This is a genomic window from Actinomadura sp. 6K520 (assembly GCF_004349245.1).
Taxonomy (GTDB): Bacteria; Actinomycetota; Actinomycetes; order Streptosporangiales; family Streptosporangiaceae; genus Spirillospora.
The window spans coordinates 1-20,484 of record NZ_SMLC01000131.1 but is presented as its reverse complement, the minus strand read 5'-3'; the positions used below and the strand labels follow the sequence as shown (position 1 = coordinate 20,484).

Annotated in this window: 19 protein-coding genes and 1 riboswitch; of the genes, 7 read left to right on the top strand and 12 right to left on the bottom strand. The window is 74.3% G+C overall.

Translation table 11 applies throughout. The annotated features are described in order from the left end of the window. Nucleotides 1-27 precede the first annotated feature (27 nt). The 3 genes from E1289_RS27390 to E1289_RS27380 all read right to left on the bottom strand — a co-directional run bounded on the left by E1289_RS27390 (nucleotide 28) and on the right by E1289_RS27380 (nucleotide 2,411). Nucleotides 28-945, bottom strand: coding sequence for a DUF881 domain-containing protein (locus E1289_RS27390; RefSeq protein WP_131985139.1), 918 nt, complete (start codon nucleotides 943-945; stop codon nucleotides 28-30). 42 nt (nucleotides 946-987) lie between these two features. After that, nucleotides 988-1,680 carry a response regulator transcription factor gene (locus tag E1289_RS27385; protein ID WP_207929176.1) on the bottom strand — a complete coding sequence of 231 codons (693 nt, stop codon included), beginning with the start codon at nucleotides 1,678-1,680 and terminating at the stop codon, nucleotides 988-990. A 92-nt stretch (nucleotides 1,681-1,772) separates the two neighbouring features. Then, nucleotides 1,773-2,411, bottom strand: coding sequence for a LysE family translocator (locus tag E1289_RS27380; RefSeq protein ID WP_131985137.1), 639 nt, complete (start codon nucleotides 2,409-2,411; stop codon nucleotides 1,773-1,775). Nucleotides 2,412-2,505: 94 nt separating this feature from the next. On the opposite strand from E1289_RS27380, the gene E1289_RS27375 reads away from it, so the two are divergent. Then, a complete protein-coding gene (locus tag E1289_RS27375) occupies nucleotides 2,506-3,846 on the top strand; it encodes a PLP-dependent aminotransferase family protein (RefSeq protein WP_131985135.1) in 1,341 nt (446 codons plus the stop codon). 30 nt (nucleotides 3,847-3,876) lie between these two features. On the opposite strand, the gene E1289_RS27370 is transcribed toward E1289_RS27375, so the two are convergent. Together E1289_RS27370 and E1289_RS27365 are read right to left on the bottom strand one after the other, a co-directional pair. After that, entirely contained in the window at nucleotides 3,877-6,375 is a 2,499-nt protein-coding gene (locus E1289_RS27370; RefSeq protein WP_131985133.1) for a mannose-1-phosphate guanyltransferase, read from the bottom strand. Continuing rightward, nucleotides 6,372-7,061, bottom strand: a complete 690-nt coding sequence (locus E1289_RS27365) for a CDP-alcohol phosphatidyltransferase family protein (RefSeq protein WP_131985130.1) — start codon at nucleotides 7,059-7,061, stop codon at nucleotides 6,372-6,374. The genes E1289_RS27370 and E1289_RS27365 overlap by 4 nt, the downstream gene beginning before the upstream one ends. Nucleotides 7,062-7,257: 196 nt before the next feature. On the opposite strand from E1289_RS27365, the gene E1289_RS27360 reads away from it, so the two are divergent. After that, nucleotides 7,258-8,352 carry a hypothetical protein gene (locus E1289_RS27360; protein WP_131985128.1) on the top strand — a complete coding sequence of 365 codons (1,095 nt, stop codon included), beginning with the start codon at nucleotides 7,258-7,260 and terminating at the stop codon, nucleotides 8,350-8,352. Here the strand turns inward: E1289_RS27360 and tsaA are convergent. Next, nucleotides 8,318-8,731, bottom strand: a complete 414-nt coding sequence (tsaA, locus tag E1289_RS27355) for a tRNA (N6-threonylcarbamoyladenosine(37)-N6)-methyltransferase TrmO (RefSeq protein WP_131985126.1) — start codon at nucleotides 8,729-8,731, stop codon at nucleotides 8,318-8,320. The two genes, E1289_RS27360 and tsaA, sit on opposite strands and share 35 nt — an antisense overlap. 79 nt (nucleotides 8,732-8,810) lie before the next feature. Then, a riboswitch (TPP riboswitch) is annotated at nucleotides 8,811-8,924 on the top strand. Here tsaA and thiC point away from each other — a divergent pair. Both thiC and E1289_RS27345 read left to right on the top strand, forming a co-directional pair. Continuing rightward, nucleotides 8,920-10,674 (top strand): phosphomethylpyrimidine synthase ThiC, encoded by a 1,755-nt coding sequence (thiC, locus tag E1289_RS27350; RefSeq protein ID WP_131985124.1) that lies wholly within the window; start codon nucleotides 8,920-8,922, stop codon nucleotides 10,672-10,674. Its footprint overlaps the riboswitch before it by 5 nt. Nucleotides 10,675-10,882: 208 nt before the next feature. Then, nucleotides 10,883-11,470, top strand: coding sequence for a TetR/AcrR family transcriptional regulator (locus E1289_RS27345; RefSeq protein ID WP_207929175.1), 588 nt, complete (start codon nucleotides 10,883-10,885; stop codon nucleotides 11,468-11,470). 79 nt (nucleotides 11,471-11,549) lie between these two features. Here E1289_RS27345 and E1289_RS27340 read toward each other — a convergent pair whose 3' ends face one another. Further along, nucleotides 11,550-12,386, bottom strand: coding sequence for a metallophosphoesterase (locus E1289_RS27340; RefSeq protein WP_131985122.1), 837 nt, complete (start codon nucleotides 12,384-12,386; stop codon nucleotides 11,550-11,552). Between the two features lie 48 nt (nucleotides 12,387-12,434). Then, nucleotides 12,435-13,001, bottom strand: coding sequence for a helix-turn-helix domain-containing protein (locus E1289_RS27335; protein ID WP_131985120.1), 567 nt, complete (start codon nucleotides 12,999-13,001; stop codon nucleotides 12,435-12,437). 79 nt (nucleotides 13,002-13,080) lie between these two features. Here E1289_RS27335 and E1289_RS27330 point away from each other — a divergent pair, with 79 nt between their 5' ends. After that, complete coding sequence (locus tag E1289_RS27330) at nucleotides 13,081-14,505, top strand: prolyl oligopeptidase family serine peptidase (protein WP_207929174.1); 1,425 nt, start codon at nucleotides 13,081-13,083, stop codon at nucleotides 14,503-14,505. 21 nt (nucleotides 14,506-14,526) lie between these two features. Here E1289_RS27330 and E1289_RS27325 read toward each other — a convergent pair whose 3' ends face one another. Then, nucleotides 14,527-14,973 carry an anthrone oxygenase family protein gene (locus E1289_RS27325; RefSeq protein WP_243713185.1) on the bottom strand — a complete coding sequence of 149 codons (447 nt, stop codon included), beginning with the start codon at nucleotides 14,971-14,973 and terminating at the stop codon, nucleotides 14,527-14,529. Nucleotides 14,974-15,071: 98 nt separating this feature from the next. Beyond that, the gene (locus tag E1289_RS27320; protein WP_243713184.1) at nucleotides 15,072-15,917 is read right to left on the bottom strand and encodes an NAD(P)H-binding protein; all 846 of its coding nucleotides are present in this window, start codon (nucleotides 15,915-15,917) and stop codon (nucleotides 15,072-15,074) included. 81 nt (nucleotides 15,918-15,998) lie between these two features. Between E1289_RS27320 and E1289_RS27315 the strand changes: the two genes are divergently transcribed. After that, nucleotides 15,999-16,955: an AraC family transcriptional regulator gene (locus E1289_RS27315; protein WP_131985116.1), complete on the top strand. Its 957-nt coding sequence runs from the start codon at nucleotides 15,999-16,001 to the stop codon at nucleotides 16,953-16,955. A gap of 50 nt (nucleotides 16,956-17,005) precedes the next feature. Here the strand turns inward: E1289_RS27315 and E1289_RS27310 are convergent, their stop codons facing one another. Together E1289_RS27310 and E1289_RS27305 are read right to left on the bottom strand one after the other, a co-directional pair. Continuing rightward, the gene (locus E1289_RS27310; protein ID WP_243713183.1) at nucleotides 17,006-18,127 is read right to left on the bottom strand and encodes a carbohydrate kinase family protein; all 1,122 of its coding nucleotides are present in this window, start codon (nucleotides 18,125-18,127) and stop codon (nucleotides 17,006-17,008) included. 70 nt (nucleotides 18,128-18,197) lie between these two features. Then, nucleotides 18,198-19,529 (bottom strand): hypothetical protein, encoded by a 1,332-nt coding sequence (locus E1289_RS27305; protein WP_131985114.1) that lies wholly within the window; start codon nucleotides 19,527-19,529, stop codon nucleotides 18,198-18,200. Between the two features lie 184 nt (nucleotides 19,530-19,713). Here E1289_RS27305 and E1289_RS27300 point away from each other — a divergent pair, with 184 nt between their 5' ends. Then, nucleotides 19,714-20,445, top strand: a complete 732-nt coding sequence (locus E1289_RS27300; protein ID WP_243713182.1) for a GntR family transcriptional regulator — start codon at nucleotides 19,714-19,716, stop codon at nucleotides 20,443-20,445. Nucleotides 20,446-20,484 lie beyond the last annotated feature (39 nt).

Below are 20,484 nucleotides of genomic sequence, written 5' to 3'. Positions count from 1 at the left end.
CCGGCCCTCCCGCCGCCGGCCGTCCGCTCACTGGCCGTCCTCCTCGCGGAGGACGGCGTACCGCAGCCGGACCGGCCCCGCCGCGGGCAGCCGCACGTCCGGCGCGCCGCGCGTGCCGTACCGGATCCGGTAGCGCTCCTCCAGGGCCCGGAGCCGCCGGTCTGCGGCCGAGCCGGTGAAGGCGTCCCGCAGGCGGTCCGGGTCGCCCAGCGCCGTCACCTCGTAGGGGCGGGTCAGCGGCCGGTAGTCGACCATGATCGCCTCCCCGGCGAAGCGGATCGCCGTCGTCGCCGTGAGCCGCTGGCCGTTGACGCCGATCGCCTCGGCCCCCGCGGCCCAGAGCCCGTTGACCAGGACCTGGAGGTCACGATCATAGACCCGCCCGGTGGCGTCGCCGCGCGCGGCGAGCCCGTCCCGGCCGTCGCGCGGGGAGTCGTCCAGCGTGACGACGAGTCCTTCGCCGGTGGCGGGCGCGGCGGCCGCCGCGGCGGCCGCGCGGGCGAGCCGGGACCGGGCGCCGTGGCCGGCGTCACCGCGGGCGAGCGCGGCGGCGCGGTGCCGCTCGGTCTCGGCGCGGAGCCGGTCGAGGCGCCGCCGGAGCCCGTCGGTCTCGGCGGTGCGAGCGTGGATCTCGTCGATGAGCCGCGAGCGCCGCTCGGCCGCGACGGGCTCGCTGCGGCGCACCTCGGCCCCGGCGACGGCGATCAGCGTGCCGGTCAGCACCAGGACCAGCAGGACGCCGCCGCCGCGCCGCCGTCCCCGCCGGGGGCGCGGGGCGTCCGGGCGGCCGGCCCGCCGCGCCGCCGCCTCCGCGTAGCCGGGATCGAGCAGCTTGCCGGCGAGCAGGTCGGCGAGCAGCGACACGGGCGCGTCGGGCGGGCGCGGCCGTCCCGGCGCCCGGCCACCGGTCTCGCCGGGTTCGCCGGGGTCCTGTCGTGCGGTCACCGCCCCATCATGGCAAGGGACGGCGGCGTTCCACGCCCCGGCTCAGCCGACCCGGGGCATGCGGAGGACGTAGCCGACCCGCGGCACGGTGTGGATGAGGCGGGGGTCGCGGTCGTCCAGCTTGCGGCGCAGGGAGCTGATGCAGGTCTGGACGACGCCCTCGCCGCCGGTGAAGTCGTACTGCCAGACGTGGTCGAGGATCTGCCGCTTGGTCAGTACCCGGCCGGAGTTGTGGAGCAGGTAGCGCAGCAGCGTGAACTCGGTGGGCGCCAGGTCGATCGGGACGCCGCCGCGCCGCACCTCGTAGGCGTCCTCGTCCAGTTCCAGGTCGGCGAGCGTCAGCCGCGCCCGTTCCCGCGCGGCGGGCCGGGTGCGGCGGAGCACGGCGCGGACGCGGGCGGCCAGCTCGTCCAGGCTGAACGGCTTGGGCACGTGGTCGTCGCCGCCGGCCGCCGGCCCCCCGGCCCCGTCCACGGCGGCGCCGGGGCCGGTGAGGAACACGACCGGGGCCGCGCAGCCGTTGCGCCGCAGCCGGGCGCGGGCGTCCGGGCCCGGGCCGTCCGGGAGCGCGGCGTCCAGCACGATCAGGTCGGGGCCGAAGCGGGGGGCGCTCGCCACCGCCTCGGCACCGGACCGCGCGACGGCGGTCTCGAAACCCTCGTAGTGCAGGGCGGTCGCGACGAGGTCCGCGACGTAGGCGTCGCCGTCCACGACGAGGATCTTGGTGGGGTTCACGGTGCCAGTCTGTCCCCTGGGACCTGTGGGCGCACTGTGCGGATTCTGTGGATCCGCTCAAGAAATCGCTGCGCGGAGTTGCGGGGTGCGGGTCAGGCGGAGGCGGGCCGGGCGAGGCCCATGTGCACGGCCAGCCCCGCGAGCACCGATCCCATCAGGTACCGCTGGGCCCGCCGCCAGCCGGGCCGCCGCGCCAGGAAGACCGCGATGCTCCCGGCACCGAGCACGATGAGGGCGTTGACCGTGACCGCGACGGTGAGCTGGGTGAGGCCCAGCAGGACGCTCTGGACGGCGACGTGACCGCGGTCCGGATCGGTGAACTGCGGGAGCAGCGACACGTACAGGACCGCGATCTTCGGGTTGAGCAGGTTGGTGACGAGGCCCATCGTGAACAGCCGGCGCGGCGGGTCGGCGGGCAGGTCCGCCGGGGTGAACGCCTCGGTCCCGCCCGGCCGGACCGTCTGCCAGGCGAGCCACAGCAGGTAGCCCGCGCCCGCCACCTTCAGCACGGTGTAGAGCGGCGGGACGAGCGTGAACACGGCGGTGATCCCGGCGGCCGCCGCGAGGATGTAGACGCCGAACCCGGCGGCGACGCCCGCGAGGGAGATCAGTCCGGCCCGGCGGCCCTGGGTCACCGACCGCGACACCAGGTAGAGCATGTTGGGGCCGGGGGTGAGGACGAGGCCGAGGGCGACGAGGGCGATGGCCGCCAGCGCGGTGAACGAGATCATTGCACTCCCCGATCGATAGTGCCCCGAGCCTAGATCCCGGCGTGATCTCGGTGCAATACTGACATTGCTCTCAGTGCAATCAAGGGAGGCGCGGATGGCGGACTACCGGAGGGTCGCGGACGCCGTGGCCGCCGACATCGCGGCGGGGCGGCTGCGTCCCGGCGACCGGCTGCCCCCGCAGCGCGCCTTCGCCCGGCGGCGCGGGATCGCGAACTCGACGGCGGGCCGCGTGTACCGGGAACTGGCGGCGCGGGGCCTCGTGGTCGGCGAGGTGGGGCGCGGCACGTTCGTCCGCGCCGCGCGGCGCCCGCCCGGCCCCGCCCTCGCGGAACCGGCGGGTGCGCGGGTCGACCTGGAGCTCAGCAATCCCTCCGTGCCCGGGCAGAGCGAGCTGATGAGGGCCGGGATGGAGCGGCTGCTCCGCCCCGACGTCCTCGGCGCCGCGCTCGGCCCCGCCGGCACCGCCGGGACGCCCGCCGCGCGGGAGGCGGCGGCCGGGCTGCTGGCCGCCCCCGGGTGGCGGCCCGATCCGGCGCGCATCCTGTTCGCCGGGAACGGGCGGCAGGCGCTCGCGGGCGCCGTGGCCGCCCTCGTCCCGCCGGGCGGCCGGCTCGCGGCCGAGGCCGTGACCTACCCGGTGGTCAAGGGCATCGCGGCGCGGCTCGGCGTGACGCTCGTCCCGGTGGAGACCGACGGGCACGGCCTGCGCCCGGACGCCCTGGCCGCCGCCCACCGCGGCGCCCCGCTCGGCGCCGTCTACGTCCAGCCGACGCTGCACAACCCGTACGGGACGACGATGCCGCGGGAGCGCCGCGCCGAGCTGGCCGCCGTACTGGAGCGGCTCGGCCTGCACGCGATCGAGGACCGCGTCTGGGCGTTCCTCCCGGAGGGCGGCCCGCCGCCGCTCGCGGCCGAGGCGCCGCACCGCACGGTCGTCGTCGACAGCCTCTCCAAGCGCCTCGCCCCCGGCCTCAGCGTCGGGTTCGCCGTGCCGCCCGCCGCGCTGACCGGCCGCGTCGCCGGCGCGCTGCGGTCCGGCGCGTGGGGGCCGGCGGCGTTCGCGCTGGACGCGGCGACCGGCTGGATCACCGACGGCACGGTCGCGGCGGTGACCCGGGCCAAGCGGGCGGACGCGTCCGCCCGCATGCGGATCGCCGCCGAACGCCTCCCGGGGGCCGCCGGCCGGTCCGTGCCGTGCGCGTACTTCTGCTGGTGGGACCTGCCGCCCCGGTGGCGCGCGGAGACGTTCGTCGCGGCGGCGGCCCGGCACGGCATCGCCGTCACGCCCGCGGCCGCGTTCGCCGCCGGGACCGGCTCGTCCCCCCGCGCGGTGCGCGTCGGCCTCGCCTCCCCGCCGCTGGAGCTCCTCGGCGACGCCCTTGGCGTCCTCGCCGAGATCGCCGCCGGGTCGCCCGAGGACGGCCCCGTCGACTGACGCCGGGAGCCGGCCGGCCGAAGGCGGGGGTCAGGAGCCCGCGCGTTCGACGACGGCGGCCCATTCCTCCAGGAGCGCCTGGGCGGCGTCCGCGTCCGGGCCCTCGGCCCACAGGTGGGTGACCGGCTCGGCGGGGTCGGGCAGCACGAGGACCCAGCGGCCGTCCTCCTCGACCACGCGGACACCGTCGGTGGTGTCGATCGTGCGGGGGCCGGCCGCCTCCACGACGTGCCGCATCACGCTGCCCTTGGCCGCCCACGGCGTGGGGACGGAGCGGCGCAGCAGGTGCGCGTCGGGAATGCGGCGGTCGATCTGCGACAGCGTCAGCCGCGTCCTGGCGACCAGGCCGACGAGCCGGACGAACGCCGCGATCCCGTCGACCGTGCCGCTGAACTCGGGCATCAGGAACCCGCCCCGCCCGTCCCCCGCGAAGACCACGCTGGGCTGGGCGGCGGCCTTGGTCAGGACGTCCTGGGAGGTGGACGTCCACTCGACCTGGACGCCGTGGAACCGGCACACCTGCTCGGCGACCCGCGTCGTCGTCACCGGCAGCGCGACCCTGCCGCCGCGCCGCTCCGCCGCCACCAGGTCCAGCATGACCAGCAGGGCCCGGTCGTCGCCGACCAGCTCGCCGTTCTCGTCCACGAGCGAGATCCGCTCCCCCACCGGGTCGAAGCGGACGCCGAACGCGGCCCGCGACGACGACACCAGCTCGCCGAGCCGTTCCAGGTCGCGCATGCGCTCGGCGAGCGTCTCGGTCGGGTTGGCCTCGTCCAGGCCGGCGTTGCGGGTGAGGACCTCCACCCCGACCTTGCCGAGCAGGCTGGGCAGCACGAGCGACGCGACGCCGCCCGCGCAGTCCAGGACGATCTTCAGCCCGGCCTCGCGGACCCCGCGGATGTCGACGCGCCGCAGCAGGTCGCGGGTGTAGGTCTCGACGACGCGGGGCGGGTAGGCCAGCTCGGCGATCTCGCCGGGGAACGCGCGGCGGTACTCCTGGCGGCCGAAGACGCGCTCCAGCTTGCGCTGCGCGGCCTGGGACAGGTCCGCCCCGCCGGGGTCGAGGAAGATGATGTCGACGCCCTGCGGGTCGCCGAGCGTGGTGCGGATGTAGATGCCGCCGACGGCGTCCTCGCGGCCGGTCTCGAACCGGGCGACGGTCAGCGGGGTGGCCTCCAGGTCGTGGACGTTGATCGCGCTGGCGGTCAGGGCGCTGTTCACCGCGCGTTTCAGCGTGCGGGCCGCGCGGGACACGTCCCGGCCGGTGACGACCGTGGTGCCCTTCTTCAGCGTCGTCGCGTACGCGCTGGCGAGCCGCACCGCCAGCTCCGGCGTGATCTCCACGTTGACCAGCCCGGACACGCCGCGCGGGCCGAACAGGTTGCGCTGCCCGCGCGACTCCCAGATCACGCTGGTGTTGACGACCGCGCCGGCCTCGATGGTCTTGAACGGGTAGACCTTCACGCCGCTGGAGACGTACGCCTCCGCCTCGATCACGCACTCGTCCCCGATGACCGCGCCCTCCTCGACGCGGGCCCCGGCCATGATGTCGGTGTTCTTGCCGATCACGCAGCCGCGCAGGTTCGTGGAGGGCGCGACGAACACGTTGTCGTGGACGATGGCGCGGTGCAGGAACGCGCCCTCCTTCACGACGACGTTGCTGCCGAGGACGGTGTACTCGCGCAGCTCGACGCCCGCCTCCACCTTGGCGTAGTCGCCGATGTAGAGCGGGCCCTTCAGGACGGCCTCGGAGTCGACCTCGGCGCCCTCGGCGACCCAGACGCCGGCCGACACCTCGAAACCGTCCAGGTCGATGGCGACCGCCCCGGACAGCATGTCGGCCTGCGCCTTGAGATAGCTCTCGTGGGTGCCGACGTCCTCCCAGTAGCAGTCGGCGACGTAGCCGAACAGCGGAGCGCCCTCGGCGAGCAGCTTGGGGAACACGTCCCCGGACCAGTCGACCGGCACGCCCTCGGCGACGTGCTCCAGGACCTCCGGCTCCATCACGTAGATGCCGGTGTTGACGGTGTCGGAGAACACCTGCCCCCACGTCGGCTTCTCCAGGAACCGCTGCACGCGGCCGTCGTCGTCCACGATGATGATGCCGAACTCCAGCGGGTTCGGGACGCGCTTGAGCCCGATCGTGACGAGGGCGCCGTTCCGCTCGTGGAACCGCACCATGTCGGTCAGGTCGATGTCGGTGAGCGCGTCGCCGGAGATGACGAGGAACCGGTCGTCGCGCAGCGCCTCCCCGGCGTTCTTGACGCTGCCGGCGGTGCCGAGCGGGACCTCCTCGGTCGCGTAGCTCAGCGACATGCCGAGCTCCTCGCCGTCGCCGAAGTAGTTGCGGATCAGCGCCGCCAGGAACTGCACGGTGACGACGGTCTCGCTGAACCCGTGCCGCTTCAGCAGCCGCAGCACGTGCTCCATGATCGGCCGGTTGACGAGGGGCAGCAGCGGCTTGGGCTGGTTGGCGGTCATCGGACGCAGCCGCGTCCCCTCGCCACCCGCCATCACGACGGCCTTCATCGGGGGGTCTCAGCTCCCTTCTGGTCGCCGGCCGGCGGATCCGCGCCCGGGTCGGTGCCCGGGTCCGGGCCGGGCACGGGGTCCGGCCCGGAGGCCGGGGACGAGCCGCGGCCGGCCAGCACCAGTTGCCGCGTCTGCTCCCAGTAGAGGACGGCCGCCCACCAGTACAGGCCCGTCCCCCAGATGGCGAACGACCATCCGGTGACCTTCGCCGCCGTCGCCGCCCCGCCGTCGTGGTCGCCCAGCAGCAGCAGCGGGAACGCGTACAGCAGGCACATCGTCCCGGCCTTGCCGATGAAGTGCACCGGCAGCGTCCCGCCGTACCCGAGGCGCCGGACGATCGGCGCGATCGGCAGGATCACGAACTCCCGGGCCACCAGCACCACGACCAGCCACAGCGGGATGATCTCGCGGATCGTCAGCCCGACCAGCGTCGCCAGGATGTAGAGGCGGTCGGCCGCCGGGTCGAGCACCGTCCCGAGCCTGCTCGTCTGGTTCAGCACGCGGGCGAGCTTGCCGTCCAGCCAGTCCGACAGGCCCGCGAACACCAGGACGCCGAGCGCCCACCAGTCGGCCTCGATCAGCACCAGCCAGAGGAACAGCGGGACCCCCACGAGCCGGGCCAGGCTCAGTGTGTTCGGCACCGTGAAGATCCGGTCCTGCGGGGCTTCCTGCTCTGTGCTCACCGACGCGTTCGCCTCCCCTGGTCCCTTGATCCTGACCCTACCGGTAAGGGTTGTGAAAGCCCCCGATGACGTCGCCCCATTCGGCGGGCCGACCGCCACGTGCGGCGCCGGCGGCCGCTTGACAGCACTGGTCAGGCCGTGAGCGCGGGACGGCGACCGCCTATAGTTCTGCGCACTCCCAGACGAAGGGCTCAAGGTGTCCGTCCCCCCGCCGGCGCTCACGATCACCCTGGGCCGGAACGCCTACCGGTGGCCGCTCCGCATCTGCCTGACCGCGCTGACGGTCGGCCTGGCCGTCTCGCTGTCCACGCTCACCGGCCCCGGGGCGTGGGAGCCCGCGGAGGCCGGGCGGGTCATCGCCGGCTGCGGCGGCGGTGCCGCCCTCATCGCCCTGGCGGCGGCCGGGTGGGCCTTCGTGATCCACCAGGACCGCCTCATCGTGACCATCGGCCGGGACGGCCTCACCCTGCGCCGCCGCGGGAGGGAGGCGGCCATCCCCGCCGCCGCCGTGGACGCCGTCGGGATCACCTGGCCCGTCGCCGACCCCGTCTGGACGGTCTGGTTCGACCCCGAGGCGGCACCGGGCGTCGACGCCGTCACGCGGGTCGACGGCCGCGCGGCCGTGCTGCTGCGCGAGCGGTCGCTTCCGCGGGGCTGGCTGGAGGCCGTCCACACCACCGCCACGGAGACCCTCGGTGCCCGCTGGCGCGTCCTCGACGACGAGGGCCGGGAGGTGGACCGGCTTCCCAGGGACGCGTTGCGCGAGGCCGGCCACGTCCTCGTGGACGGCGAGGGGCGCCACCGCGACGACCGCACCGGCGCTCTGCTCGCCGTGGCCTGCGGCCCGCCCGCGAAGTGGCGCGGCCTCCCTTCTCCCGGCCGGACGACCGTGCTGCGCGATCCCCACGCCCGCACGCTGCTGGAGTTCCGGAGGAGCCGCGCGGGAGGCGGCCGGGTACGCGTGTTCCGCGCGGACGGACGGCCCGCCGGCGAGATCCGGGGCTCGCGGGAGCCGTCCTTCCACACGCCCGGCGGCACGCTCCTCGGCACCACCCGGCGGGCCGGCGGCCGCCACGTCGTCACCGGCGTGGACGGCCGGGAGTCGGCCACGCTCTGGATCAAGGACGGCGACGGCGACGGCCACCTGCGCCTGGAGCGCCCCCCGTCCGCCCCCGAGCCGCTCCGCACCCTGGCGCTGGCCCTCCCCCTGGTCGTCCGCGGCACGGGCGTCCGCGGCACCGGCCGGGACCGATCCCTCAGGTGGGCGGGGCGCAGGTCAGGACGGGCTTGACGTCCACGATCGGGGTGCCGTCCAGGGCCTCCAGATCCCGGACGCGGACGCGGTTCCCGGTGATCTCCAGGATCTCGACCGGGTGCAGCCCGATCGGGTTCGGCCGGTCGGGCGAGCGGGTGGCGAACACGCCGTGCAGCGGGGTGGCGGGATCGTCGCGCGGGTGGACGCGCAGGACGTCGCGGGGCGACAGGTGCAGCCAGGTCAGGACGAAGACCCGGTCGCCCGGGCGCAGTCCGTCGAGCGCGGGCAGCACGGACGTCTCGAACACCAGCCATGCCTCGGGCGAGCCCTCCGTGCCCTGCTTGGGGGCGGACGCCCGGTCGGTCAGCGTGGACTCGACGTGCCCGACCGCCGTCACGGTGAAGTCTTCTGCCATGCCGCCGATTCTCCCAGCCCGCCCCATATCCCACGGACGCCGGTTGCGGCAACCGGGGTGCGGCGGGTTAGCGTCGGGGGCGACAGATCGCGGGGGCCCGGCGAACCGGGCTGAGATAGCGGCTGAGACGGCCGCTGACCGCATGAACCTGACCGGGTAATGCCGGCGTAGGGAGAGATCGAGTCGTCATGACCGAACCTGTGGTTCCAGCCACCGCCCGCAAGACCTACCTGCAGGGCTCACGACCGGAGATCCGCGTCCCGATGCGGGAGGTGCCGCTGACCAACGGCGACGCCGTCGTCCTGTACGACACGTCCGGGCCGTACACCGACCCCGACCAGGAGACCGACGTCCGCAAGGGGCTGCCCGCGCTGCGGGAGCCGTGGATCACCGAGCGCGGCGACACCGCGCCGTACGACGGGCGCCCGGTGCGTCCGGAGGACGACGGCCGCCGCGCGGGCGGCGGCCCCGGACCGGGAGGCGGGACGCCGGTCCGCGGCGGTTTCCCGCCGCGCCGGCCGCGCCGCGCGACCGGCGGTGCCGTGACCCAGCGGGCCTACGCGCGGCGCGGGGAGATCACGCCGGAGATGGAGTTCGCGGCGCTGCGCGAGGGGGTGGCGCCGGAGGTCGTCCGGGAGGAGCTCGCGGCCGGGCGGGCCGTGCTGCCCGCCAACGTCAACCACCCCGAGATCGAGCCGATGGTCATCGGGAAGAGGTTCCTCGTCAAGGTCAACGCGAACATCGGCAACTCGGCGGTGGCGTCGTCGATCGAGGACGAGGTCGAGAAGATGACGTGGGCGACCCGGTGGGGCGCCGACACCATCATGGACCTGTCGACCGGCCGGGAAATCCACACCACGCGCGAGTGGATCCTGCGCAACTCGCCGGTGCCGGTGGGGACCGTCCCGCTGTACCAGGCCGTGGAGAAGGTGGGCGGCGACCCGGCCGAGCTGACGTTCGACGTCTTCCGCGACACCGTGATCGAGCAGGCCGAGCAGGGCGTGGACTACATGACCGTCCACGCCGGGGTGCTGCTGCGGTACGTGCCGCTGACGGCGCGGCGCAAGACGGGGATCGTGTCCCGCGGCGGGTCGATCATGGCGGCGTGGTGCCTGGCGCACCATCAGGAGAACTTCCTCTACACCCGCTTCCGCGAGCTGTGCGAGATCTTCGCGGCCTACGACATCACCTGGTCGCTCGGGGACGGGCTGCGTCCCGGCTCCATCGCCGACGCCAACGACGAGGCGCAGTTCGCCGAGCTGCGCACCCAGGGCGAGCTGACGAAGATCGCCGCCGAGTACGGCAACCAGGTGATGAACGAGGGGCCCGGGCACGTCCCGATGCACAAGATCAAGGAGAACGTCGACCTGCAGCAGGAGTGGTGCGACGGGGCGCCGTTCTACACGCTCGGCCCGCTGACCACCGACATCGCGCCCGGCTACGACCACATCACCTCGGCGATCGGCGCCGCGATGATCGGCCACCACGGCACCGCGATGCTCTGCTACGTCACGCCGAAGGAGCACCTGGGGCTGCCGGACCGCGACGACGTCAAGGCCGGCGTCATCGCCTACAAGATCGCGGCGCACGCCGCGGACCTGGCGAAGGGGCATCCGGGCGCGCAGGCGTGGGACGACGCGCTGTCGGAGGCGCGGTTCGACTTCCGGTGGGAGGACCAGTTCAACCTGTCCCTCGATCCGGACACGGCCCGCTCCTTCCATGACGAGACGCTCCCGGCGGCCCCGGCGAAGACCGCGCACTTCTGCTCCATGTGCGGCCCGCACTTCTGCTCGATGAAGATCACCCGCGATGTCCGCCGGTTCGCCGAGGAGCGCGGCCTGGCCGAGGACGCCGCCCTCACCGAGGGGATGCGGGAGAAGGCCGCGGAGTTCAAGGCCGGCGGCGGGCGGGTCTACCTGCCGCTGTCCCCCGGCGGCGGCTGACCGGACCGCGGCCCGCTCCACCGGCGTCCCCGGCCGGCCGGGCGAGGGCCCGCGAGACCCGCCGCGGCACGGGCCGCGGCGGGTCCGCGCATCCCCCCGGCGAGGCCGGCGGACGGGCGCGGCTACTATCGAGGGACCGTTCCAAAGCCGCGGATCCCCCCGAATCGCCGCAGGCCCGCCGACTCGCCGGGAAGGACCGAGGACCCAGTTGACCAGCGACGACTCACCGAAGGCGCGCGCCCGCGCGGTGCGCGCCGACGTGCGCCGCAACCGGGCCAGGCTGATCGGTGCGGCGCGGGAGACGTTCGAGCGCGACGGGGCCGACGCGTCCCTGGAGGGCGTCGCCCGGCTCGCCGGCGTCGGCATCGGAACGCTCTACCGCCACTTCCCGACGAGGCAGGACCTCCTGGAGGCGCTGCTCGCCGACACCTACGGCGAGCTCGCCGCCGGGGCGCGCGAGCTCATGCTCTCCCCGGCGCCCGGGGACGCCCTGATGGAGTGGCTGCGGGCGTTCGTCTCGGGGGTCACGGCGTTCCGCGGGATGGCGGCGGCGGCCGTGGTGTCGCTGCGCGACGACCGGCCGGAGGCGTCCCGGGCGATGCGCGAGGCCGGCGGGGCGCTGTTCGCCCGCGCCCAGGAGGCCGGGGACGTGCCGCGGGACGCCGTGTTCATCGACGCGCTCCGGCTCGCGGGCGCGATCGCGATGGTCACCGAGGACGCCCCGGAGGCGTCCGGGCGGCTGCTGTCGCTCGCCGCCACCGGGGTGGTACCCGGCAAGGCGGCCGCGCCGCGCTAGCCGCGCACGCGCCGCCCGCGCACGGGTACGGGCACGGGCACGGGCACGGGCACGGGCACGGGCACGGGCACGGGCACGGTCATCGCGTCTCCGGGTCGGGCAGGATCCGGCGGGGCCCGCGCGGCGCCTCGGCCCGTTTGCGCCACTCGCGCGGGTAGCCGACCGACACCTCGATGTGCGGGACGCCGCCGGTCCAGATCGCCCGGGGGATGTGGAGGTGCCCGTACACGACGGTCACCGCGCCGAAGCGGTCGTGCCAGTCGGCGGTGCGCTCGGTGCCGCACCATTGGGCGAACTCCGGGTACCAGAGGACGCGGGTGGGCTCGCGGACGAGCGGCCAGTGGTTGACGAGAACGGTCCGCGCCCCCGGTTCGAGGGCGGCGAGGCGATTCTCGGTGTAGGCGATCCGGGCGTCGCACCAGGCGTCCCGCGTGGGGTGCGGGTCCGGGTGGAGGAAGTACTCGTCGGTGCACACGACGCCCGCCTCGTGCGCGATTTCGAGGGCCTCCTCCTTGGTGGACGCGCCGTCCGGCCGGAACGTGTAGTCGTACAGGACGAACAGCGGCGCGATCGTCACGGGCCCGCCGTCCCCCTCCCACACGGGATACGGGTCCTCGGGGGTCAGGACGCCGAGGCCCCGGCACATGTCGACGAGCCTGCGGTAGCGGGCCTCCCCGCGCAGCCGCACCGGGTCGTCCTTGACCGTCCACAGCTCGTGGTTGCCGGGCGTCCAGATCACGGTGGCGAAGCGTTCGGCCAGGGTGCGCAGCGTCCACTCGACCTCGGCGAAGCGCTCGGCGACGTCGCCGGCCACGATGAGCCAGTCGCCGCCGGACGCGGGCCGCAGCTCCTCGACGAACGCGCGGTTCTCGGGGAACCCGACGTGCAGGTCGCTGATCGCGTAGACACCGCTCATCCCAGGATCGTAAGCCCGGCGGGGAACCGCGGTTCCCGCGGCGGGCCCTCAGTCCGTGTCGGCGGGAAGCGTGAAGAGCCGGATGTGGACCGGGCGCGCGCCCGGCGGCGCGTCCTCGCGGTCGTGGCCGTGCTCCTGCAGGAGACGGATGTAGGCCTCGAAGAACTCGGCGAGGCCCTCCTCGGTCATGTGGGTGAACCCCCGTGAGAGCAGTGCCCAGGCGTGGTCGCGCCGGTACTCCTCGGGAAGCCTGCGGAAGAGCTCCATGTCCTCGGCATGGCGGACGCGCAGCAGCTCGTCGACGACGGGCCGATCCTCTGGGGCGACGGTGTCCGGGCGGGGCAGGCGCACGTCGCGCGGGGTCTCGGCGTGGCGCCACCAGCGTTCCCGCCCGGCCGACCGCTCGGGGATCTCCTCGATGAACCCGTGCTTCTCCAGCTGGCGCAGGTGGTAGCTGGTCGTCCCGGTGTTGGCCCCGAGCACCTCCCCGATCGTCGTCGACGTCGCGGGACCGTGCACGCGGAGCCGGTGCAGGATCCGGCGGCGCAGCGGGTGGCTGAGCGCCTTGATCCGTCCGGGGTCGTCCAGGATGACGGGCTCGGAATCGTCCTTCATGACGAGCAGTCTAGTTCTACAGAAGTATCTTTGCAGAGAATCCTTTGCAGAACTTCCTCTGCAGACTACCGTCCCGGGCATGAGAACAGTGATGACCGCCGCGCTGACGCTGATCGTCGGCGCGTTGCTGAGCGCCCTGAGCCCCCCGGCGGCCTCGGCGGCCGGCCCGGTCCCGGCACCCGCCGGGCTGACCGCGACCGAAGTGAGCTTCCAGGGGTTCGGCGGGCTCACCCTGCGCGGCACGGTGCTGGCACCGCAGCAGGCGCGCGGGCCCCTGCCGGGCGTCGTGCTCGTGACGGGGTCCGGGGCCGGCGTCCCGCGCGAGCACCTGCTCACCGAGGCGACCGAGTTCGCACGGCGGGGCCTCGCCGTCCTGATCTACGACAAGAGGTCGGCCGGTTACACCGGCTTCCGCCGCTCCTACTCCGAACTGGCCGACGACGCGCTCGGCGCCGTGCGCGAGCTGCGTTCGCGACCCGGCGTCGATCCCGCGAAGGTGGGGCTCTGGGGGCTGAGCGAAGGCGGCTGGGTGGCGCCGCTCGCCGCGTCCCGGTCCGCCGACGCGGCCTTCGTCATCGTGGTCGGCGGCAACGCGATGACCCCGATCCGCCAGCAGGTCTGGAACGAGTCCTCCGGGCTGCGCCGGGCGGGCGTGTCCGGTTCGCTGATCGACCGCGGCAAGCGCAACTTCGCCCGGCTCGGGGCGGACGCGGGCCTGTTCGCCGAGGCGTTCTTCGACGCCCCGGGCGTCCTGGAGCGGGTCCGCCAGCCGGTGCTCGGCATCTGGGGCGGACGCGACCTGCAGACGCCGCCCGAGGACAATCCGCCGCTGTTCGCGCGGGCGCTCCGGCGCGGCGGCAACACCCACTACACGTTCCGTTTCTTCCCGGAGGCCGACCACGGCGTCCACGTGACCCCGGACCAGGGCCTCACCCGCGGCGAACCGCTGGCCCCCGGCTACGCCGACCTGGTCGGCTCGTGGGTCCGCGACGTGACGAGCGGGCGCCTCCCCGAGGCCGACACCGCGCCGCTCCCGGAGCAGGACCATCCGAGCGTCGCCATCGCACCGTCGCCGTGGTGGGCGTCCGCCTGGATGCAGACCGCGGCGCTCACGCTGTTCGTCGTCGCGTTCGCCGGCTACCCGCTCGTCGCCCTGGCGCGCCGGCTGCGCGGCAGGACGGTGCGCCCGGTGAGCCGCTGGGCCGGCCTGCTCGCCGGGGCGGGACTCACCGCGGCCGCCGGCCTGGTCTGCTACATCTTCTACCTGATGGCGGCCGGGAGGTATCCCGACCCGGGCCCCGTCCTGGCGGGCCGTCCGCTGCCGTGGCTGGGGCTGCAGGGACTCGCCGCGGCCGCCGTCTGCGCGGGGGCCGCGACCGCGGTGTCGTGGCGGCGGGCCGCCGGTTCCGTCCCGGTGGCCGAGCGCGTCCGGCTCGGCCTCCTGCTCACCGCGGGTGCCGTGTTCGTCCCGTGGGCCGTCTACTGGGGTCTGCTCGTCCCCTGACTCCGCGTCCACGTGGTGCGTTCAGGCGTCCTTGCCCCAGAGGTAGACGCCCAGGCCCATGGCGAGGATGCTCACCCAGCTGGCCACCGCCCGCAGGTTGTTCCAAGCCGTCCAGCGGCCGGAGTAGTCCGCCCAGACCTTCGCCGCCTCCGCGGCGTCCGCCGGGATCGCCGTACCGTCCAGGGCGTTGTTCATCGGGATGTTCACCGCGAAGCTCGGGACGAGCGCACCCGCGAAGTACACGCCGGCCGCGACGAAGAACAGGACGGCCGCGGACTTCTCGTCCAGGGCCAGCAGAAGCGCCCCCGCCGCGATCGCCACGACCGGGACCAGCAGGAACATGGCGATGAACAGCGGGTTCTGGATCTTCTGGTTCATGCCCTGCATGGCGTCGATGGCCGATGCCGGGCGCGCCGCGTTCAGGCCCGGCATCACGCCGGTGGAGAAGGCGAAGTATGTCCCGGTCATGCCGGCGGCCATGATGAGGGAAAGGGTCACCGAAGTCCCGGCGAGTACGGATCTCATCGTCGTTCCGATCTGTCGAAGGGCCCCTCGACGGGGTCGGGTCAGGTGTTCCAGACGCCGCTGGCCGCGGTGAGCCGCGCGTACTCGGCGAAGTCCCGCGGCTCGCGGCCGAGCGCGCGCCGCACGCCGTCGGCGGGCCGGGAGTTGCGTCCGTCCAGGACGGTGGAGAACAGGTACGTCAGGAAGTCGATCAGTTCCCCGGGCAGGCCGTGCTCCTTGAGGACGGCGGCGTAGTCGGCCACGGCGACCGGGACGAAGGCGATGTCCCGTCCCGCCGAGCGGCCGATCTCGGCGACGGCCTCGGCCATGGTGAGGGCGCGGGGCCCGGTCACCTCGTAGACCTCGCCGGTGTGCCCGTCCCGGGCGAGCGCCGCGACCGCCACGTCCGCGATGTCGTCGGCGTCCACGAACGGTTCCGGCACGTCCCCGGACGGCAGGGCGACCTCGCCCGCGCGGACGGGGTCGAGGAGGTAGTCCTCGCTGAAGTTCTGCGCGAACCAGCTCGCCCGCACCACCGTCCAGTCCATGCCGGACGCCTGGACGATGCGCTCGCACTCCTGCGCCTCGTCCTCGCCCCGGCCGGACAGGAGCACCACGTGCCGCACGCCGGCGTCCAGGGCCTTCCGGGTGAAGGAGCCGATCGCCTCGGTCGCGCCGGGGGCGGCAAGATCCGGGTAGTACGTCAGGTAGACCTTCGCCACGCCCCGCAGGACGGGCTCCCAGGTCGTCTCGTCCTCCCAGTGGAAGGCCGGCGAGGCCGACCGGGACCCCATCCGCACCGGGACGTCCAGGGCCTCGAGCCGCTCCACGACGCGGCGGCCGGTCTTGCCGGTGCCGCCGAGGACGAGGGTGAGGCCGTTCTCGCTGTTCCGCATGTCGTTCGCCATGTCCCCGAGTCAACAGCCGGGCGGTTCCGGCCACCATCGCTGAGAAGCTCGCCCGCATACGCCGGCGTCTACGCTTGCCGCATGGACGCCCTGACCGACCTTCTCGACGGCCCCCGGGCACGCGGCGCGTTCATGCTCCGCGCGTCGCTGAGCCCGCCGTGGTCGCTGCGGATCCAGGACGAGGCCCCCCTCACGCTGCTGTCGATGGTCAGCGGCGACGCGTGGCTGACCGTCGACGGCGCCGAGCCGCGGCGCGTCTCCCCCGGCGACATGGCGATCTTCCGGGGCCCCGACCACTACACCGTCGGCGACGCCCCCGGAACCGAACCGCAGGTCGTCATCCACCCCGGGCAGGTGTGCACCACACCGGACGGGACGAGCATGTCGGAGGCGATGGACCTCGGCGTCCGCGCCTGGGGCAACGACCCGGACGGCTCGGCGGTCATGCTGGTCGGCACCTACCAGATGCGCGGCGCCGTCACCCGGCGGCTGCTGGCCGCCCTCCCGCCGCTGGCGATCGTCCGCGGCGACGACTGGCGGTCGCCGCTGGTGGACGTGCTCGGCGAGGAGGTCGGCAGGGACGAGCCCGGCCAGGACATCGTCCTCGACCGCCTGCTCGACCTGCTGCTCGTCGGGACGCTGCGGGCGTGGTTCGCCCGCCCGGACGCCCGCGCGCCGGGCTGGTACCGCGCCCACGGCGACGCCGTCGTCGGCCCTGCCCTGCGGCTCCTGCACGACGACCTGTCGCACCCCTGGACCGTCGCCGACCTCGCCGCCGCGGTGGGCGTCTCCCGCGCCGCGCTCGCGCAGCGGTTCACGAAGCTGACCGGCGAGCCGCCCATGGCGTACCTGACCGGCATCCGCCTGGCCCAGGCCGCCGACCTGCTCCGCGAGAGCGACGCGACGCTGGAGACGGTGGCGCGCCGGGTCGGCTACGGCACCGCGTTCGCGCTCAGCACGGCCTTCAAGCGCGAGCACGGCGTCAGCCCGCAGGAGTACCGCTCCGCCGCGCCCGCCCGGACGGCCGTACCCGGCTGATCGACCCGCGGGCCCGGGGGCACCGCCCGGCGCCGCCGTGCACGCCCGTGTCACGTGCCGATACGGAGGGTGGGTTCGGCGCGGACCGGGGAGTCGTCGGCCGCGTCCGGGATGAACGGGACGACGAACGCGTAGTCGGCCAGGACCGACTCGGGGACCTCGCCGGACTCGCCGAAGGCGGCGATCTCGCCCCAGCAGGGCGCGCCCAGCGAGCCGCTGTGGTGCCGTACCGACAGCCCGGCGCACAGGTTGGCGAACCGGAGCCGCTCGGCGAGCGGGAGGCCGGCGAGGGTGCCGAACACGAAACCGGCGGCGAAGACGTCGCCCGCGCCGGTCGGGTCGAGCGCCTCGACCGGCAGCGCGCCGACCTCGGCCCGCTCCCCGGTCGCCGAGTCGATCGCGATGGCGCCGTCCCCGCCGCGCTTGACCACGACGACCGGGACGCGTCCGGCCAGGGCCTCGGCGGCCTCCATCGGCGTTCCCGTGCGGGTGTAGGCCATCGCCTCGGCGGCGTTCGGCAGGAACACGTCCACGTGCCGGAGCCGGTCGAGGACCTCGGCGGGCCAGGCGCCGGTCTGGTCCCAGCCGAGGTCGCCGAAGACCAGCGCGCCGCGGCCGCGCATGGCGCGGACCCACGGCGGGACCGGGCGGTCGACGTCGACGAAGCACGCCCGGGCGGACGGCGGCGGCCCGCCCGCCAGGTCGTCCACCGGGCCCGGCACCGGACGGGCGTAGGTCACCATGCTGCGGTCGGAGTCGTAGGCCATCGACACCGTCACCGGCGTCGGCCAGCCGCGGACCCGCCGGGACAGCCCGAGGTCGACGCCCTCCTGCTCGGCGAGGGTCCGCCACAGGTAGGCGCCGAACATGTCGTCGCCGAACGGCGCCGCCAGCCCCACCCGCAGGCCGAGCCGGCTCATCGCGACGGCGATGTTGGCGACGCCGCCGGGAGCCGAGCCGAGCCCGTCGGTGACGAGCTCGGTGCCCGGCGGCGGCAGCCCCGGCAGCCCGGTGAAGATCATGTCCATGAACACCCGGCCGGACAGGAACACGTCCAGCGCGGGCGCCGGGCCGCTCCCCCCGCGCAGCCGCTCCCCCGCCGGCCCGCGCTCGGCGCAGGGGTCGGCGAGGGACGGCTCCGGCGGCACGCCCGGCGCGGTCTGCTGAGTCACGAGGCCCCCCGGGTGCGAGGCTTTGGGCACGTTCTCCCCGGACCCTAGCCCGCACGGCTGACAATCCGTTCTACTCCGGAACGTACAGCCGGATGTCGTCGACCTGCGCACTCCCCTCGTAGAAATTCATGTGCGGGTCACCGATCATGAACCGGTCCGGGTAGGCGGACCCGGCCGGCCAGGTGCCGCGGTCGGTGAGGGTGCCGCCCGGCCCCTGCCAGGTCCAGTCGGCGTCGAAGCGGCCGTCGTACTCGTCCGGCCGCTGGTTGTAGTGCCAGATGGGCTCGCCGTCCTGGACGAAGGCGCGGGTGTAGCGGAAGGTCGCCCGCCCCACGTGCGCGAAGACCCCGGACATCTCCATCGTGTAGGCGCCGTCGCGGCGCTCGATCGCGAACGTGTACGGCTCGCCGGGCAGCAGCTCCGGCCGCATGTCGACGGCCGAGACGATCGCGCCGCCCTTCCGGTACCCGCACTCGCTCTCCATGAGGTACTCGGTGCCCGGCATGGTCGCGTAGCGGCGGTCGTCGGTCATGAACAGCGCGTTGACGCCGTTGCCCGTCCCCGCGGAGTAGGGCTCGTACTCCCCGGTGGCCGGGTTGCAGTACAGCAGGCCGGAGCCGGTGTACTTGTACCGGTTGTAGCCGTCCATCGCGACCTTGCGGTGGGCGTGGATGAACACGTTGTTGTGGGGCGCGACCCGCCGGTAGTCCATGATTGACATGTAGTAGAACCCGTTGGAGTCGGTGCGGACGTCCGCCCACTGGCACTCGGGCCGGGAGAAGTCCCCTCCCGAGGCCCACGGGAAGTTGGTCTTGCAGCCCTCCGGCGAGTAGCCGTTGATCCGGCCGTCCGGGTAGTCCCACGCCCCGTCGCGCCGCCCGCCGAAGTCCACGCCGCGCAGGGTCGCCTCCACCCGGTACCGGGCGGGCAGGTCGCGGGACGAGCGGATGACGACGCCCGCCTGATGGCTCGGCTCCTCTAGGTGCGCGACGCCGTTGCGGGACGTGAGCGTCGGGGGCCGGTCGGGGCTTCCGTCGCCGTCGGCGTCCCGGGCGGCGAGCTCGGCGGTGAGCCAGCCGCCCTTCCCGAACCTGAACGACTGGCGGTAGGTCTTCATCTCGGCGAGCCGCTCACGGAAGGCCGGGCCGCCCACGGTGTCGAAGTAGGCGCCGTCGTTGTCGTACATGTCGACGTCGTAGGGACTGGACGGGCCGTCATCGTCCCGCTTCCAGGGCGCCTTGGCGCTGTCCAGATGGCGGTTGAACGGCTCCGCGGCGACCAGGCGCCAGCCCTCCCCGGCAGCGGGCGGGCCCGCGCCCGCGTGGGCGGGGGTCGCGGACAGCGTCACGGGCAGGATCAGCGGGATCGTCAGCGCCAGGGCGCCTCGTACGGACACGCGCATGTCTCGGCCTTTCTCGCCGCGCGGCCGGGCTCGGCCCCGGCGCGCTCGGAACGGTCGTCCGTGACGCTAGGCCGCACGCCGCGCGGGTGGCCACGGCAAACATCGCCAAAGTGGTATTGACCAGTCGCCACAATGGGACATACGGTGTGCGGCGACGGGAACAGCGTCGAGGGAGGTGGGCGACGTGCCATCCGCCGGTGAAGCCCGGCCCGGGCACACGAAACGGCAGGCGGTGCGCCGCGAGCTGCTCGCGATGCTGGACGGTCTCGACGCGGGGGACGCCCTCCCGCCCGAACGCCGGCTGGCCGACGAGCTCGGCGTCTCCCGGCCGACGCTGCGCCAGGCCATCGACGGCCTCGTCAACGAGGGCCTGCTGGAGCGGCGGCACGGGAGCGGCACCTACGTGGCCGAACCCCGGATCGCCGTCCCGCTGACCATGACGTCGTTCACCGAGGACATGCTCAAGCGCGGCATGAAGCCGGGGGGCCGGGTCCTGTCGTTCCGCACGGAGGCCGCGGGGGCGCGGATCGGCAGGCGGCTGGCCCTCTCACCCGCCGAAGAGGTATTTACCATTCGGCGGCTCCGGCTCGCCGACGGGACCACCATGGCCATCGAGACCCTCTACCTGCCCCGGTCGCTGATACCCGGCCTGCGGCGCCAGGACCTGGAGGGCCGGTCGTTCTACGAGCTGCTGCGCGGCAACGGCGTCGCGATCGCCTCGGGCACCGAGACGATCGAGCCGACCGTCACCACCGCCGAGGAGGCCGCCGAGCTGGGCGTTCCGGTGCACATGCCGGCGTTCCTGTTCGAGCGGGTCACCAGGGACGAGAACGGGCGTCCCCTCGAATACGTCAGGTCCGTCTACCGCGGCGACCGGTACCGCCTGGAACTGGACCTGCGCCCACCGACCCACTGAGCCACCGACTTCCCCACCACCACCGACCACCCCACGAGC

What these genes read in the sequence shown, in the direction of transcription:
- E1289_RS27380 (WP_131985137.1), bottom strand. Translation starts at nt 2,411, where the DNA reads ATGATCTCGTTCACCGCGCTGGCGGCCATCGCCCTCGTCGCCCTCGGC.
- E1289_RS27375 (WP_131985135.1), top strand. Translation starts at nt 2,506, where the DNA reads ATGGCGGACTACCGGAGGGTCGCGGACGCCGTGGCCGCCGACATCGCG.
- E1289_RS27370 (WP_131985133.1), bottom strand. Translation starts at nt 6,375, where the DNA reads ATGAAGGCCGTCGTGATGGCGGGTGGCGAGGGGACGCGGCTGCGTCCG.
- tsaA (WP_131985126.1), bottom strand. Translation starts at nt 8,731, where the DNA reads ATGGCAGAAGACTTCACCGTGACGGCGGTCGGGCACGTCGAGTCCACG.
- thiC (WP_131985124.1), top strand. Translation starts at nt 8,920, where the DNA reads ATGACCGAACCTGTGGTTCCAGCCACCGCCCGCAAGACCTACCTGCAG.
- E1289_RS27340 (WP_131985122.1), bottom strand. Translation starts at nt 12,386, where the DNA reads ATGAGCGGTGTCTACGCGATCAGCGACCTGCACGTCGGGTTCCCCGAG.
- E1289_RS27335 (WP_131985120.1), bottom strand. Translation starts at nt 13,001, where the DNA reads ATGAAGGACGATTCCGAGCCCGTCATCCTGGACGACCCCGGACGGATC.
- E1289_RS27330 (WP_207929174.1), top strand. Translation starts at nt 13,081, where the DNA reads ATGAGAACAGTGATGACCGCCGCGCTGACGCTGATCGTCGGCGCGTTG.
- E1289_RS27325 (WP_243713185.1), bottom strand. Translation starts at nt 14,973, where the DNA reads ATGACCGGGACATACTTCGCCTTCTCCACCGGCGTGATGCCGGGCCTG.
- E1289_RS27320 (WP_243713184.1), bottom strand. Translation starts at nt 15,917, where the DNA reads ATGGCGAACGACATGCGGAACAGCGAGAACGGCCTCACCCTCGTCCTC.
- E1289_RS27315 (WP_131985116.1), top strand. Translation starts at nt 15,999, where the DNA reads ATGGACGCCCTGACCGACCTTCTCGACGGCCCCCGGGCACGCGGCGCG.
- E1289_RS27305 (WP_131985114.1), bottom strand. Translation starts at nt 19,529, where the DNA reads ATGCGCGTGTCCGTACGAGGCGCCCTGGCGCTGACGATCCCGCTGATC.